Origin of the sequence: Natronomonas sp. (assembly GCF_036625485.1) — an archaeon.
In the GTDB taxonomy this organism is placed as follows: domain Archaea; phylum Halobacteriota; class Halobacteria; order Halobacteriales; family Haloarculaceae; genus Natronomonas.
Window position 1 is genome coordinate 1 of the sequence record NZ_JAZKTR010000061.1, and the last position, 13639, is coordinate 13639.

Annotated in this window: 17 protein-coding genes; 13 read left to right on the plus strand and 4 right to left on the minus strand. The window is 65.7% G+C overall.

Annotated features, from left to right (window positions below; genetic code table 11):
• Window positions 1-347 (plus strand): aldo/keto reductase (locus V5A53_RS07785; RefSeq protein WP_332313025.1); only part of this gene is annotated, 347 nt, incomplete at its 5' end.
• 12 nt (window positions 348-359) lie between these two features.
• Here V5A53_RS07785 and V5A53_RS07790 read toward each other — a convergent pair.
• Entirely contained in the window at window positions 360-1319 is a 960-nt protein-coding gene (locus V5A53_RS07790; RefSeq protein WP_332313026.1) for a PGF-CTERM sorting domain-containing protein, read from the minus strand.
• A 117-nt stretch (window positions 1320-1436) separates the two neighbouring features.
• Between V5A53_RS07790 and V5A53_RS07795 the strand changes: the two genes are divergently transcribed.
• Complete coding sequence (locus tag V5A53_RS07795; protein WP_332313027.1) at window positions 1437-2087, plus strand: helix-turn-helix domain-containing protein; 651 nt, start codon at window positions 1437-1439, stop codon at window positions 2085-2087.
• Here V5A53_RS07795 and V5A53_RS07800 read toward each other — a convergent pair.
• Both V5A53_RS07800 and V5A53_RS07805 read right to left on the minus strand, forming a co-directional pair.
• On the minus strand, window positions 2084-2575 hold the full coding sequence (locus tag V5A53_RS07800; RefSeq protein ID WP_332313028.1) for a hypothetical protein: 492 nt from the start codon (window positions 2573-2575) through the stop codon (window positions 2084-2086). The genes V5A53_RS07795 and V5A53_RS07800 overlap by 4 nt on opposite strands.
• Window positions 2576-2661: 86 nt before the next feature.
• Window positions 2662-3171, minus strand: coding sequence for a macro domain-containing protein (locus V5A53_RS07805; RefSeq protein ID WP_332313030.1), 510 nt, complete (start codon window positions 3169-3171; stop codon window positions 2662-2664).
• A 117-nt stretch (window positions 3172-3288) separates the two neighbouring features.
• Here V5A53_RS07805 and V5A53_RS07810 point away from each other — a divergent pair, with 117 nt between their 5' ends.
• From V5A53_RS07810 to rbcL, 10 genes are all read left to right on the plus strand, one after another.
• Window positions 3289-3984, plus strand: a complete 696-nt coding sequence (locus V5A53_RS07810; protein ID WP_332313031.1) for a YqjF family protein — start codon at window positions 3289-3291, stop codon at window positions 3982-3984.
• A 240-nt stretch (window positions 3985-4224) separates the two neighbouring features.
• Entirely contained in the window at window positions 4225-4665 is a 441-nt protein-coding gene (locus tag V5A53_RS07815; RefSeq protein ID WP_442928628.1) for a PH domain-containing protein, read from the plus strand.
• Window positions 4665-6167: a PH domain-containing protein gene (locus V5A53_RS07820; protein WP_332313033.1), complete on the plus strand. Its 1503-nt coding sequence runs from the start codon at window positions 4665-4667 to the stop codon at window positions 6165-6167. Before V5A53_RS07815 ends, V5A53_RS07820 begins: the two co-directional genes overlap by 1 nt.
• A gap of 55 nt (window positions 6168-6222) precedes the next feature.
• Window positions 6223-7008, plus strand: coding sequence for a DUF7537 family lipoprotein (locus tag V5A53_RS07825; protein WP_332313034.1), 786 nt, complete (start codon window positions 6223-6225; stop codon window positions 7006-7008).
• 326 nt (window positions 7009-7334) lie between these two features.
• Complete coding sequence (locus V5A53_RS07830; RefSeq protein ID WP_332313035.1) at window positions 7335-7940, plus strand: hypothetical protein; 606 nt, start codon at window positions 7335-7337, stop codon at window positions 7938-7940.
• A 40-nt stretch (window positions 7941-7980) separates the two neighbouring features.
• Window positions 7981-8217 carry a CDGSH iron-sulfur domain-containing protein gene (locus V5A53_RS07835; protein WP_332313036.1) on the plus strand — a complete coding sequence of 79 codons (237 nt, stop codon included), beginning with the start codon at window positions 7981-7983 and terminating at the stop codon, window positions 8215-8217.
• A gap of 30 nt (window positions 8218-8247) precedes the next feature.
• Complete coding sequence (locus tag V5A53_RS07840) at window positions 8248-9027, plus strand: HAD-IIA family hydrolase (protein WP_332313037.1); 780 nt, start codon at window positions 8248-8250, stop codon at window positions 9025-9027.
• A gap of 56 nt (window positions 9028-9083) precedes the next feature.
• Window positions 9084-9806 (plus strand): alpha/beta fold hydrolase, encoded by a 723-nt coding sequence (locus tag V5A53_RS07845; protein ID WP_332313038.1) that lies wholly within the window; start codon window positions 9084-9086, stop codon window positions 9804-9806.
• 222 nt (window positions 9807-10028) lie between these two features.
• A complete protein-coding gene (locus tag V5A53_RS07850; RefSeq protein WP_332313039.1) occupies window positions 10029-10187 on the plus strand; it encodes a hypothetical protein in 159 nt (52 codons plus the stop codon).
• Window positions 10188-10325: 138 nt separating this feature from the next.
• Window positions 10326-11579 carry a type III ribulose-bisphosphate carboxylase gene (rbcL, locus tag V5A53_RS07855; protein WP_332313040.1) on the plus strand — a complete coding sequence of 418 codons (1254 nt, stop codon included), beginning with the start codon at window positions 10326-10328 and terminating at the stop codon, window positions 11577-11579.
• Window positions 11580-11618: 39 nt separating this feature from the next.
• Here rbcL and V5A53_RS07860 read toward each other — a convergent pair whose 3' ends face one another.
• Window positions 11619-12170 (minus strand): hypothetical protein, encoded by a 552-nt coding sequence (locus V5A53_RS07860; protein WP_332313041.1) that lies wholly within the window; start codon window positions 12168-12170, stop codon window positions 11619-11621.
• Between the two features lie 84 nt (window positions 12171-12254).
• Here V5A53_RS07860 and V5A53_RS07865 point away from each other — a divergent pair.
• Window positions 12255-13639 (plus strand): PD-(D/E)XK nuclease family protein (locus V5A53_RS07865; protein WP_332313043.1); only part of this gene is annotated, 1385 nt, incomplete at its 3' end.

Below are 13639 nucleotides of genomic sequence, written 5' to 3' on the forward strand. Positions count from 1 at the left end.
GGAGCCCGATGGCCCGCGGCTACCTCACGCGCCCACACGAGGAGTACATGTCCACCAAGCGCGCCGAGACCGACGACTACGCGCAGGAACACCCCTACGCCGACAACGGCGGCAAGGAGATCAACGAGCGTGTCCAGCAACTCGCCGCCGACAAGGGCGTCTCGATGGCCCAGATCGCGCTCTCGTGGACCCTCCACAAGGACTGGGTCGACGCCCCCATCATCGGTGCCTCGAAGATCGAACACCTCGAAGACGCCGTCGAGGCGCTGGAGATCAGCCTCTCGGCCAGCGATATCGAGTATCTCGAAGCGCCCTACGAACCTGTCCCGGTCTCGGGCCACGAGTAGTCGTCGGCCCTGTTATCGACGGCGGACGAAGAGCGCGGCCGCCAGAATCGAGAGGAGCGCGACGAGGGGGCCGAACCCGGGGCCGTCACCGGGCGTCGGCGTCTGCACGACCTGTCCCTCCCAATCGGCGGCCGTCGGAGTCGGCGTCGGCTCCACGGTTTCCGTTTCGGGACCGATCGCCAGCGTCGCCGTCTCCGCGGCCGTCGCGGTCGGTGTCGTCGTCGCCTCCCCATCGCTGTCCTCGTTCCCGTCGTTGGAATCGGCACCCGATTCTGAATGCGAGTCCGAATCCGAACCGGATTCGCCGTCGTCTCCAGAGTCGGGCGTCGGCGTCGGTGTCTCCTGTGGTTCCGAGGGCGGTGGACCGAGTTCCTCTCGCGCCTCCGCCTCGTTCTCGAAATCGCCGATCCAGAAGTAGTGGGAGTCGCTGCTGAACGTGATCCGCTCGCCGTCGGGAGTGACGCCGGTCGTACTGCCGGTGATCTGATACCAACCCGGTTCGTCCGGGTTGTCGATGCACTGTGCGACCGAGACGAACGCGTCGCCATCGTCGGACCCCGTCGAGGCACCGAAATCGTCCTCACCGTTGAACTCCAGTTCGAAGACGTCCTCGCCCGCCGAGAACCGCTTGACGTTGTTCTTGAGGCTCTCGTCGGTCTCGTAGCCCTCGTGTGTATTGCCCCGGTCGATGCCGAGGATCTCGCCGTCGTCGGACCCGCAGTTCGCCCAACTTCCGGCCTCGTATACCGCGGTCGTCTTCTCGAGGTCGGTCCCCCCCTCCGCGACGACGATCTGTCCGTATTTCACGTCCGTCGCGCCGGGAGACCAGTCCATCGGCTCGACGGTGAAGTTGGCCGCATCGGGCCCGTGGCTCGCTGTCGCAGTCCCGCCGAAAAGGGCCACGGTCCCGACGGCGACCGAGGCCACCAGCAGGGCCGTAAGCACGAAGCCAGCAGTCCGGGACGGAGCCATCGGTTCACAGTCGCATACAGCACTGCCTCGATTACGCCTATTGCCGTCTATCTACGGCCCCTTCTTGACGGCGCGAGCAGGGGACATATATATCGGGGGTGTCAACCGTCGGCAACGATGCGGTACGTCAAAGTCTCCCTCATCCCCACGGAGGGTGACATCGACCCCGTCGGCGAGGAGATACAGCAGGAGCCGTCGCTGACACGGGAAGCGATCCTCCACATCAACCGCCTGAACGACGGGACCGTCGTCCTTCTGACACAACTTCGAGGCAACAGGGACGCCATCCACGATATCCTGGAGAACCACCGCGCCGTCATCTCGTATAACGTCTCCTCGCTTCGGGACGGCCTGCAGGCGTACATCCACGCCGAACCGACCCACATGGCCGCTGGTCTGCTCGGCCTCACCCAGGAACACGAGTTCGTCCTCGATACGCCCATCGAATACGGCCCCGAAGGCGGGTTCCGGGTCGCACTCATCGGACAGGAAGAGACCGTCCGACGCGCCATCGAGGACGTCCCCGAGGGCATCCGCGTCGAACTCGAACAGCTCTCGGATTACGATCCCGAACTCCGCGAACTCTCCTCGCTTCTGACCGACCGCCAGCGGGAGATCCTCAACACGGCCGCCGACCTCGGCTATTACGAGGTGCCGCGCCGGGCGACCCATCAGGACATCGCCGACGAACTCGACCTCTCGACGACGACTGTCGGGGAGCACCTCCGCAAGATCGAGGCGCGGATGCTCTCCGAGATCGCCCACTAATCGATGCGGCTGGTCAGATAGGCCGTCCCGAACCCGACGAGTCCGGTCAGGAGGCTCACCTGCACCATCAGCGTCAGCAGTGCCGAGGGGTTCAGAGGACCGTCGGCGCCACCGCCACCACCGCCGCCCGGCGGGCCGAACTCCGAGAGAACCGCCAGCAGCGAAAAGAGCGCGAGACCGACGAACAGATAGAACCCGAGGAACCCACCCGTCCCAGCGACGACGCCGGCGATAGCTTCCCGACCGGAGAGGCCGCGTCCGACCACGACGCCCGTGACGCCGGGAGCGAGGGGGCCGACCGCATACGAGAAGAAGATGGCGACGAGGAACATGATGCCGACCTGCGTGTTGTCGAGCGGGTCGGTCCCCGGTTCGACGAACTGTTCGATGAAGAAACTGATCGTGAAGTTCGACGCCAGCCCCACGCCGGCCCCGAGGAGAGCGAAGAGGCCGATGACGGCCAGCAGATACGAGAGGCTCTTTCGCATGATTCGGGCTTGTCGCCGGACCCACCTGTCGGTGGTGCCGCGATACGACGGGTGATTAAATACGACGGGGCGTGGGGTCGGAGGCTCTACTCGCCCGAAACCGCGCTGGCGACGCGCTCGACGGTTTCGTACTCGTCGTCGCTGTAGGCGATGAACCGGACGTCCGAGAGGGTTTCGGGGTCGTACTCGGCGATGGTCTCGGCGATGATGCGGGCGCCGTCTTCGATGTCGAAGCCTGCGACGCCACAGCCGAGAGCCGGTATCACCAGCGACTCACAGCCCAGTTCGTCGGCCGTCTCCAGCGTGTTCCGCGTCGCCTCGCGGATGCTCTCGGCGGTCGCCTTCCCGTCGCCGTAGTGGGGCATCGCCGCCGCGTGAATCACGTAGTCGGCGTCGAGGTCGTAGGCGTCGGTGACCGCGACCGCGCCGAGGTCGACCGGCCCCTTCGACATCGCCTCCTCGTTGATGCCCCGGCCGGCGGCGCGTCTGAGGGCGCCGGCCACTCCGGAGCCCATCCGCAGGCTGGTCCCGGCGGCGTTGACGAGGGCGTCCGCCGACTGTGCCGCGATGTCTCCCTGTACCACCCGGAACTCCATGTGTCATCGTTCGTCGGCCGACAGCAAAAATTCTGGGCGCCCCTGTGAGACCGTCGACGCGGTTCGTAGACCACCGGAAGCGGTAGGCCGAAACCGCTTCGGTCCCTACGTTCTGGTATGCGTCCGTTGCTCTCGATGCGGTGGCGCGATCTGCTGTTCGCCCACTGGCCGGTCGACCCCGCGACCGTCGCGGCGGAACTCCCCGAGGGGGTATCGGTCGATACCTACGAGGGCGAGGCCTACCTCGGCGTCGTCCCCTTCGTCATGGGCGATATCCGGGTGCGCGGCGCACCCCTGGGGTTGCAGTTCGGCGAACTCAACCTCCGGACGTACGTCACGGTCGATGGGACGCCCGGCGTCTATTTCTTCAACCTCGATGCGGACGACCGCATTGGCGTCACGCTCGCCCGGAAACTGTTCCGCCTGCCGTATTACCGCGCCGAGATGGACATCGAAACCACGGGGAGGGACACGGACCGCGAGGTGTCGTTCCGAAGTCGACGCCGCACGACGGGCGTCTCACCCGCCCGGTTCGACGGCCGATACGGACCCGATGCGGCGTTCACCACGCCCGAGGCGGGCTCCCGCGCCGAGTTCCTCACCGAGCGCTACCGCTTTTATACGACCGACGACGGCGGGCGGATCTACTACGGCGACATCGACCACGAACCGTGGTCGCTGGCCGACGCCACGGCGGACATCGAGGAGAACACCCTCTTCGAGGCGAACGGCTTCGACCGTCCGGAGGGTGAGCCGATACTGCACTTCGCGGCGCCCATCGACGTGACGGCCGACCGAATCAGGCGTCGGTAGCCGCCGGCCATCCGCCACCTCGGACATGACCTACTAAATACGGCCGGGCCATAATCGGCGGTAATGGACGAACGTGACGACGGCGGCCCGAACGATGGGCCGTTCGACGAGGGGTTGCGAGCCGCCGTTACCCCCGTCGACGGCGAGGACGGTTCGGCCGACGAGAGTGTTTCGACGGACGAAGACGAGGTGCCGGATATCGACGAACTCATCGGGCCGGAACGGACGCTCGAACCGTCGATTCAGGTCGTCTGGATACTGCAAGGAGCCGTCTCCGCGACCGTCCTCGGTTTCATCATCGCCGTTGCCCTGGTCTTCGCGCCGGTCGGTGCCCCGTGGATGGGGGCCGTCGTCTCCGTGGCCGTTTTCCTTCTGAGTTCGGTCTTCGCGATACTCCGATACCGGGTCTGGTCCTATCAGTTGCGGACGGATTCGCTGTTACTCCAGCGCGGCGTCCTCACTCGGGTCTCGACGGTCGCGCCCTACGTCCGCATCCAGCACGTCGACGTGCGCCGCGGGCCGACCGAGCGGGCCTTCGGGTTGGCGACGACGGTCGTCTATACCGCCGGTTCCCGCGGGGCTGACGTCTCGATTCCCGGCCTGACGCCGGAGCGGGCCAACGACCTGCAGACACGGCTGAAAAGCCTCGCCATCGCCGCGGAGGGCGAAGACGCAGTCTAATGAAGCTCGACCCCCTTTCGATTCCGTACCGGGCAGGCGAATCCGTCGTCCGCCTAGCGTGGGTGCTCGTCATCGCCTTCATCGGAACGTCGGGACTCGAGGGTCCGGGCGGTATCGGTCTGCTGGTCGTCGGCTGGTTCGTCATCGCCATCGGCTACCAACTGATCTACTACCAGCGGTTCGACTACGAACTCACCGAAGACACGCTGGATATCGCCTCCGGCGTCGTCTCCCGGCGGCAGCGAGAGATCCCGATTCGCCGGGTCCAGAACGTCGACATCAGCCGGAACGTCGTGCAGCGAGTTCTCGGGCTCTCCCGTATCGACCTCGAAACGGCCGGGGGTTCCTCGACGGAGGGCTCACTCCGATACGTCAGTACGGAGGAAGCCCAGCGGTTGCAATCCGAGATCGCACGCCTGAAACGCGGCGAGACGGAGGGTGAGGAGACTCCCGAGTCGGCGGCCGAAAGAGAGCTGTTCGCTATCACACCGAAGGAACTCGGCTTGCTCGGCGTCATCGGTATCGACCTCCGATTGCTCGGCTTCGTGACGGTGATCCTGCCGGTGGTCTTTCCCTCGGTCCAGCGTCGATTCGGTGACCCGTTCCAGGACCCGCTGCTGGCGCTGGCGACGACGGCGCCGCTCGTGGCCCTCGCCATCGTCGCCGTCACCGCCGCGATAAGCGGCGTCATCGCCGTGACGAACTACTACGACTTCCATCTGTCACGCCGCGGGGACGAACTCCTCTACGAGCGGGGCCTCCTCCAGCGGTTCAGCGGGAGCATCCCCCTCGAGAAGATACAGACGCTCGCGATCTCGGAGAACGTCATCGCGCGCCGGCTCGGATACGCCTCCCTGGCCGTCGAGACGGCGGGCTACGCGCCGGGTGACGCCGGCTCGCAATCGGCGATACCGCTCGCGGACCGGGCACGGGTCCTGTCGCTCGGCCAGTCGGTCGAGGCCTTCGACGACCTGGAGTTCGAACGCCCGCCCAAGCGCGCCCGCGAACGATACATCGTCCGATACGCCATCGTCGTGGCCCTGTTCGTCGGTATCGCGTACGCCGTCGACCGCTGGACCGGACTGACGTTCGCGTGGTACGCGATCGCGAGTCTGCTGGCGGTCGTCCCGGTCGCCGCACACCTCAAGTGGCGGAATCTCGGCTACGACGTTCAAGACGAGTACGTCGTCCTTCAGGAGGGGTTCTGGACCCGGACGATAACGGTCGTGCCCTACTACCGCGTCCAGACCGTCGTCGACTCCCAGTCGATCTTCCAGCGGCGTCGTCGACTGGCGACGCTCGTTGTGGATACGGCCGGGACCAGTGGGCTGACGAGCGGTCAACCGCGAGCGCTCGATATCGACGCCGAAACGGCCCGTGCATTGCGCGAAACCGTCGCGGACCGCTTGCAGGCGTCGCTCGCTCGTCGTCGCGAGGAACGCCGCCGCGAGCGGTTGACGTCGATCACCGCCGAATCGCCGGAAACAGCGTCGGACGACTGATTCCGGGCGAGGGCGGGCCACCACGCTTAAGCACCCCTCGACACACCGGAATCGTATGGTATCACGAGTGACAGTAACCCTCTTGTTGGCCGTCTTCGTTCTGCTATCGGGCTGTTCGGGCCTCGTCGGCGACAGCGGCGGAAACGGAACCCCGACCGAAGAACTCCCCGACGACCCCGAGGAGTTCGACTACGCTGCCGGCTTCGGTGCCGACGGCGTGACTGACGGGGAGACCGCGCTCGAAACCTACAACGACGCGGTGCAGGCACAGGGCAACTACACAGGCGAGTACGGCTACGTCGTCAATACCAACGACGGCGAAACCGACGTCGACGTCGAATACCGCGTCGACTTCGAGGCCGAGACGGCCAACCAGCAAGCTGTCATCGAGTCACCCGACGTCAACGCTACCGTCGAGACGTACTACGAGGCCGACACGCGCTACACTCGCGCCGAGTACGAGGGCGACCAGGGCGACGTGGGTGTCGAAAACGAGTCGTTCCCGCCCGAGCAGTTGACGGCCTCGGAGGCCATCGAACCGCTGCTTTTGAACGCCTCGGAGTACGACGCGACCGTCGAGCGGCAAGACGGTGAGCAGGTCGTCGTCTACGAGACGACCGACATCGACAACGCCGCGGGCGTCCTCGGCGTCGAGAACCCCGACAGCGTCTCGAACTTCGAGGCGACGTTCGTCGTCGACTCCGAGGGGCTGATCCACAGCGCGAGCCTGCAACTCGATTTCGTCGTCGACGGCAACGAGCGGTCGACCACGATGGAGTTCGAACTCACCGATGTCGGCGAGACGAGCGTCGAACGCCCGGACTGGGCCGACGAAAGCTGACGGATCCTGATACCGTCGAACGGAACCGCCCGATAATAGCCCGGTATAGACGGACACAGCGCTTTTGAGGTCTCCACAGAAGCACCTCCCATGGACCGTCGAGTCGCCCTGACCGTCGCAGTCGCCCTCTTTCTCGCGCTGGCCGGTTGTTCAACCCTTCCCATCTGGGGTGAAAACGGGGCGCAAATCCCAATCCTGGTTCCGGAACCGAAACGCCGACCGTGACGCCCACGCCGACCGAATCGATTCCCGACGCTGACTCCGGTGGCGACGGCGGTTGCGGGCCGACAGACGCCACCTATCCGCAGGGCTAGGACGCCAGCGGGGTGAACGACCCCGGCACTGCCACCGCCGCCCACGTCGACGCGCTCGTCAACTATTTCAGCTACCTCTTCACGTACCAGAGCCGGCTGGAAACCGCCGAGGGCAACAGTTCCTTCGCGTATACGACCGCCGCGGACAACGAGGCAGGGGTCGCCTACATCGTCCGGGACACGTCGCAGGGACCACAGGCGGCCTACTACGAGGACGACCGCGTGTACGTCCGCGACGAGACGGGCGACGAAACCCGGTACAACTCCACCGACCGCGAGTACGACATGGTGGAGTTCTCCGGCGTCCAGTTCGTCGGCCCGCTTCTGGGGAGCGCCGAGTACAACGACGCCGAGGTCATCGAGACCGAGAGCGGCACCTTCTTCCGGTATACGAGCGCCGAGGTCACGAACCCCGAGGAGACCCTCGGTACCGAGGTCGATGGGGACCGCATCGAGCGCTTCGACGTGAGCATCGTCGTCGACAGCGAGGGGGCAATCCGCGAGGCGATGTTCGTCGTCGAAGCCGACAACGACGTGACCGCTAGAATGTCGGTCGGGGAAGTTGACTCGACGAACGTCGAGCGGCCCGAGTGGTTCGACGAGGCCGACGACTCGTAACCGTCGTACGATTTTTCCGTCCGCTGTCCGTTGTCACGGTATGGCACGCGAAGTCCGCCACGACGCGAACGGCCCGGACGTTCTGGACGAAGATGACCTCGGCGACGACGGGAAGCTATTCGTCTGCCGCTGTGGCCTCTCGGCGAACAAACCCTTCTGTGACGGCTCGCACAACGGGACCCACGACGAGGAGGACGGCGTCGTCTACAAGTACGAGAACGACGACGACGAGAACGATCGGCACGTCATCGACGAACTCGTCTTCGCCGACGAATAGCCACTTATCGGTCGCCGTCGTAGCCGACGTATGGACTACGAGGCCGCAGTGCTCGACCTCGACGGAACGGTCTACCGCGGCGATACGTTGCTGCCCGGCGCCGCGGCGGCCGTCGAACGGCTCCGGGCGGCCGGGGTCGACCTGTGTTTTTTCTCGAACAACCCGACGAAATCGCGGGTAGACTACGCCGAACGGCTCCGAGACCTCGGTATCGACGTCGACGAATCGGCGGTGCTGTCGGCAGGAACCGTCACGACGCGGTTCCTCGCGGACGAACACGGCGACGATGCGGTGTTCGTCGTCGGCTCCGACGGACTGATCGAACAGTTCGAGGCGGCCGGCCTCTCGACGGTCGCGGACGCGACGGAGGCCGACGTGTTGGTCGCCTCCTACGACATCGATTTCAGCTACGGCGACATGCTGGCCGGATATCGCGCGCTGGAAGCCGGCGCGGCCTTCTACGGCACCGACCCGGACCTGCTGGTGCCGGCCGAGGAAGGAATGGTTCCGGGCTCCGGGGCCATCATCAACGCCGTCGGCGGTATCGTCGACCGCAACCCGGCGAAGATACTCGGCAAGCCGTCGGCGGAAGCCCAGCTGGCCGTCCTCGACAATCTCGGCGTCGCTCCCGAGCGATGTCTGGTCGTCGGCGACCGCCTCAACACGGATATCGCACTCGGCGAGCGCGCCGGCATGACGACGGTGCTGGTCCGAACCGGCGTGGCGACCGACGCCGACGTAGCCGACAGTGAGATCCAGCCGGACTACGTCATCGATTCGCTCGCAGATCTCGAAACCACCCTCTCGTAAGCGCGACCCGACGCGGGCGTGTCCGTCGTTTATAAGGACAGTGTTCGAAGCGGGGCATGAGAACCAGCCACCAGAGCGACGGCGAGGAATTGCTGTTCGTGATGGGTTGGGGCAACCGCGTCGACGGGACCAACGAGCGGTGGTTCGCGACGCAGTTGGCCAACGAAGGCTATCGGGTGACGCTCGTCGAACTGCCGACCAACCCGCGGGATTTCGAGGCCGAATATCTCGACCCGGTTGCAGATCTGTGGCGCGAACTCGGCGAGCCACTCGTCGTCGGCCACAGCACGGGCGGGCTGGTCGCGGCGCATCTCCGACCCGAGCGGGCGGTCTACGTCAGTCCGTGGTGGGCGTTCCACGGGGAGAAGCATCGCGAGCGTATCCTGCGGTGGGGCTCGAAACTCCCGCTTTCGCGGCCCTTCGTCCCGATCGACTTCGACCGCGAGGAGATCGGCCCGCGGGTGACCGACCGCGGGTGGAGCCGGATTCCGGATTACGTCTCTCCCGTATTTATACGAGAGATACGGGGACGCACAGGCGTCGCTTCCCGAGATATCCGACCGTGCGCGGGTCTGCTGTTCGCTCCGGGATACCGTCGTGGGACTGCAGGGCATCGGCGAACGAGTGCCCTCCGAGCGGGTCCACCTCTACGACGGAGGCCACGAGCCGTTCGCGGCGGCCGACCGAGAGGCCGCGACCGACGTCGTTCTCGACGCTATCGGGGGAGCTATCGAGTGACGATAGCTGACGACTTCGGAAACGAGCGGGCCCGAGAATAGTTGATACGGACTACACGCGGCCGGTCACTGTGAGGCCGCATCGAACCGTCTCATGGACGGCCCCTCGCGGCCGGGGGGACGGCAAAAGGATTTATTTATCTTCAATTCCACATTCCCTAGTCCTCCTATATTCTATTTCTCGACGCTGTGAGCCACGATTTATGCGGTTTCCGACCCGTTGTCTGACGAGGTTTTATATACGAGGAGTGCCCACCCACGAGTATGGTTGACACAGACCATACACCATACGATTACGGCGGAGCGGAAACCGAAGCCCTCGGCGAGGACCCGCCGCACGAACAGCAGCACGGCGCCGACACGGTCATCGTCGACGGCTCGGTGATGAGCTACAGAAGCTACACCAAGGTCGAGGAGGACTGATCCGGCGGGCCGACCTATCGTCGGCCCCCGGATCGGTCGCTGCCAACGGCCGCTCCGATTCCACAGCAGGAGTATCGCTCGCTTCCCACCCCACTTCTCGCGCCATCTTATAAGACGCCCCACGACCAAGGGTAGGCTATGGAGTACGCCGACTTCCTCGACGAGTCGTACGAACCCGGAGCCGAGGACCTCGTCTGCACGTTCAGAATCGCACCCGGCGAGGGGCTGTCGGTCGGCGAGGCCGCGGCCCGCGTCGCCTCCGAATCATCCAACGGCACCTGGGCCGCCCTCTCGCCGGAGTCGGACGTCCGACAGTACTCGGCGCTGGCCTGCGGTATCGGCGGAGAGGGTCCTCACGGCACCGATATAACGGTCGCCTATCCCGAAGCCCTCTTCGAGTACGGCAGCCTCCCGCAGGTGCTGTCCTGTATCGCCGGCAACATCATGGGCATGAAAGCCGTCGATACCATCCGCCTGCTGGACTGTGACTGGCCCGAGGGCCTCGCCGATTCCTTCCCGGGCCCGCAGTACGGTTCGGACGTCCGAACCGAGATTCTCGATGCCGGCGACCGCCCGCCGCTGGCGACCGTCCCCAAGCCGAAGGTCGGCCTCTCGACCGAGGAACACGTCGACATCGCCGAGGCGGCGTGGCGCGGCGGCGTCGACCTCCTGAAGGACGACGAGAACCTCACCGACCAGGATTTCAACCCCTTCGAGCGCCGGGTGGCAGACGCCCTCGAAGCCCGCGACCGCATCGAAGACGAAACCGGCGAGCGCAAGGACTACCTCGTCAACATCACCGCCGAGACCGACGAGATGCTTCGCCGCGCCGAGTACGTCGCCGACCAGGGCGGCTCCTTCGTCATGGTCGACATCATCACCTGTGGCTGGAGCGGTCTCCAGACCGTCCGCCGACGGACCGAGGACCTCGATCTCGCCATCCACGCCCACCGGGCGATGCACGCCGCCTTCGACCGCCTGCCACAGCACGGCGTCTCGATGCGCTGTCTCGCGCAGTTCGCCCGCCTCGCCGGCGTCGACCACATCCACACCGGTACAGCGGGCCTCGGCAAACTCGAAAACGAGGACACCCCCGGAATCAACGAGTGGCTCCGTTCGGACCTCTACGGCCACAAGGACGTCCTGCCGGTCGCCTCCGGCGGCCTGCATCCCGGCATCGTCGACCAACTGCTCGACGCGCTCGGAACGAATATCATGGTCCAGGCCGGCGGCGGTATCCATGGCCATCCCGACGGCACCGAGGCCGGTGCCCGCGCGCTCCGTGCGGCCGTCGAAGCCCACGGCGACGGCGAGTCCCTCGAAACGCGCGCCGAATCCGTCCCCGAACTGAAGACGGCACTCGACAAGTGGGGCACCGACTCGCCGCGCTAAGAGCGCTCGAAACGTCGCAAAAACCTCGGATGATGCAGGCTACTGGAACCCGCGGCCCACGTCCGATTCCTCGATGAGGTCGTCGAGTTCCTTCGAGAGCAGGTCCTCGGCCTCCTCGAAGGTCTCCGAGAGGTCGTCGAGTTCGTCGGGCCGGTCGTACATGTCGTACTCCATCGGCCCGAAGGCGGGGCTATCGAGGGCATCCATCACGTCCTCGAAGAGCGCATCGCCCGTCGTCGGCGCGTCGGCATGGGTTTCGAGGACTGTTTCGAGTTCCTTCGCGCGTGCTTCGGCCTCGCTTTCGTCCTCGATACCCTGATTGACGCCGAAGCGGCCGCCGCTGTCCTTGCCCGGAAACAGCGGGTCGAGTTCGTCGTCGACCTTTCGGGCGACCTGTGCGCCGACGCCCTGTACCTCGAAGGGGTTCTTGGCGTAGGTCTTCAGCTGGTAGACGCCGACAGATGGATGGCCGACGAAGAGGTCCTCGCCGACGCCGCCACGGCGGTCACCGGCGACGGCACGCCAGCCGCTGGGCTCGGCGTTCGACTCGACCACGTCTTCGAGGATATCCTCCCAGTCACGGACGCGCATATACGACGTTCGCGTGGCAACGAGAATGAAGCTGTCGGCTCCGGCGACCGATAGCGTTTTTCCGCCGAGCGCGTTGGTGGGTATGTGAACGTTCGCGGCCCAATCGTCGAGGCGAGCGACCCCCGCACCGTCGAGACGAGTTACGGCACCTCGGAACTCGCCGAGGTGACGATCCGTCCCGACCGGGGCGCCCGCGACCCCGTGTCGGTGACGCTGTGGGGCGACTGGACCGAGACGGCCGAACTCCTGACCGAAGGGATGGAGTTGCTCGTCACGAACGTCGAGGAAGACGAGTTCAAGGGCGAAATTCAGTACTCGACGACCGGCGACTCGCTGGTCGTAGTCGACCCCGATTTCCTCGTCGACGTGACCGACATCCGTTCGTGGGTCCAGTGCCCGCGGATGTACTACCTCAACAAACTCACCGGCATCCCGCTGAAATACCCCGTTATCAAGGGGACCGTCGTCCACGAGGTGTTCGGCGACCTGCTCCGGGGCCGGGACCTCGATGACAGCATCGAGGAACGCGTCGCGGAGGCGGCCCTCGACGTGGGGCTGCTCGGCGAGACCGCCGACTCGGTCGCCGACGACGTCCGGCAGAACGCCGCCGCGATTCAGGGGTGGCTCCAGCAGGGACGGCTCGGCGACGACGCCGACACGTGGCGCTCCGAGCAGACGCTCATCTCCAAGCGATTCGGCATCAAGGGCCGGGCCGACGCCGTCCGCCGGGGAATGCCCGTCGAACTGAAGACGGGCAAGAACCTGACCAAGGAACCGCGATTCCAGGACAAGGTGCAGGCGGCCTGCTACGCCCTTCTTCTGGCCGACGGCGTCGAAGACGCGCCGGATACCGGAACGCTGCTGTACACCAAGAACACCGCGCTGGAACGGAGCGAGGAATCCGGAGACCTCTCGCCGGCCAAGGAGTTCTCAATCGGCTCCGGCTTCCTCCAGTTCGTCCTCCGGACGCGCAACGAGATCGCGGCTGCTGAACACGACATGTCGGTGCCGACGGGCTACGAGGCCAACGCCAAATGCGAGTACTGCTTCGAGCAGGACACCTGTATGGTCGTTTCGGGCCGTCTCGATCAGGAGTCGAAGGCCGGCCAGATCGGCGAACCCCTGCCCGAGGAGGAACGCGACTACTTCGACCGCTTCTATCGCGCCATCGAGGAGGAGCGCCGGGAGGTCCACAACGAGTACCGCAAGCTCTGGGAGCAGACCGCCGAAGAGCGGGCCGACGACGACCGTGCGCTCATCGACCTCGAACCACTCGATAGGCGGGCAGTCTCCGGCGGCCGCTGGCGTCTCCGCGCGGAACGGACCTCCGACGAGGTCTCGAAGATTCGAGAGGGCGACCGCGTCCTCGCCAGCGACGGCGACCCCATCGACGGGACCGCCGAACTCGCGACCGTCGAGGAACTGGGCGAGCAGGTCGTCGTCGTGGCCGACGAACCGCTCGACCTCCG

Coding starts and splice junctions, on each gene's coding strand:
- V5A53_RS07795 (WP_332313027.1), top strand. CDS start 1,437: ATGCGGTACGTCAAAGTCTCCCTCATCCCCACGGAGGGTGACATCGAC.
- V5A53_RS07825 (WP_332313034.1), top strand. CDS start 6,223: ATGGTATCACGAGTGACAGTAACCCTCTTGTTGGCCGTCTTCGTTCTG.
- V5A53_RS07810 (WP_332313031.1), top strand. CDS start 3,289: ATGCGTCCGTTGCTCTCGATGCGGTGGCGCGATCTGCTGTTCGCCCAC.
- V5A53_RS07845 (WP_332313038.1), top strand. CDS start 9,084: ATGAGAACCAGCCACCAGAGCGACGGCGAGGAATTGCTGTTCGTGATG.
- V5A53_RS07800 (WP_332313028.1), bottom strand. CDS start 2,575: ATGCGAAAGAGCCTCTCGTATCTGCTGGCCGTCATCGGCCTCTTCGCT.
- V5A53_RS07840 (WP_332313037.1), top strand. CDS start 8,248: ATGGACTACGAGGCCGCAGTGCTCGACCTCGACGGAACGGTCTACCGC.
- V5A53_RS07805 (WP_332313030.1), bottom strand. CDS start 3,171: ATGGAGTTCCGGGTGGTACAGGGAGACATCGCGGCACAGTCGGCGGAC.
- V5A53_RS07860 (WP_332313041.1), bottom strand. CDS start 12,170: ATGCGCGTCCGTGACTGGGAGGATATCCTCGAAGACGTGGTCGAGTCG.
- rbcL (WP_332313040.1), top strand. CDS start 10,326: ATGGAGTACGCCGACTTCCTCGACGAGTCGTACGAACCCGGAGCCGAG.
- V5A53_RS07820 (WP_332313033.1), top strand. CDS start 4,665: ATGAAGCTCGACCCCCTTTCGATTCCGTACCGGGCAGGCGAATCCGTC.
- V5A53_RS07835 (WP_332313036.1), top strand. CDS start 7,981: ATGGCACGCGAAGTCCGCCACGACGCGAACGGCCCGGACGTTCTGGAC.
- V5A53_RS07850 (WP_332313039.1), top strand. CDS start 10,029: ATGGTTGACACAGACCATACACCATACGATTACGGCGGAGCGGAAACC.
- V5A53_RS07790 (WP_332313026.1), bottom strand. CDS start 1,319: ATGGCTCCGTCCCGGACTGCTGGCTTCGTGCTTACGGCCCTGCTGGTG.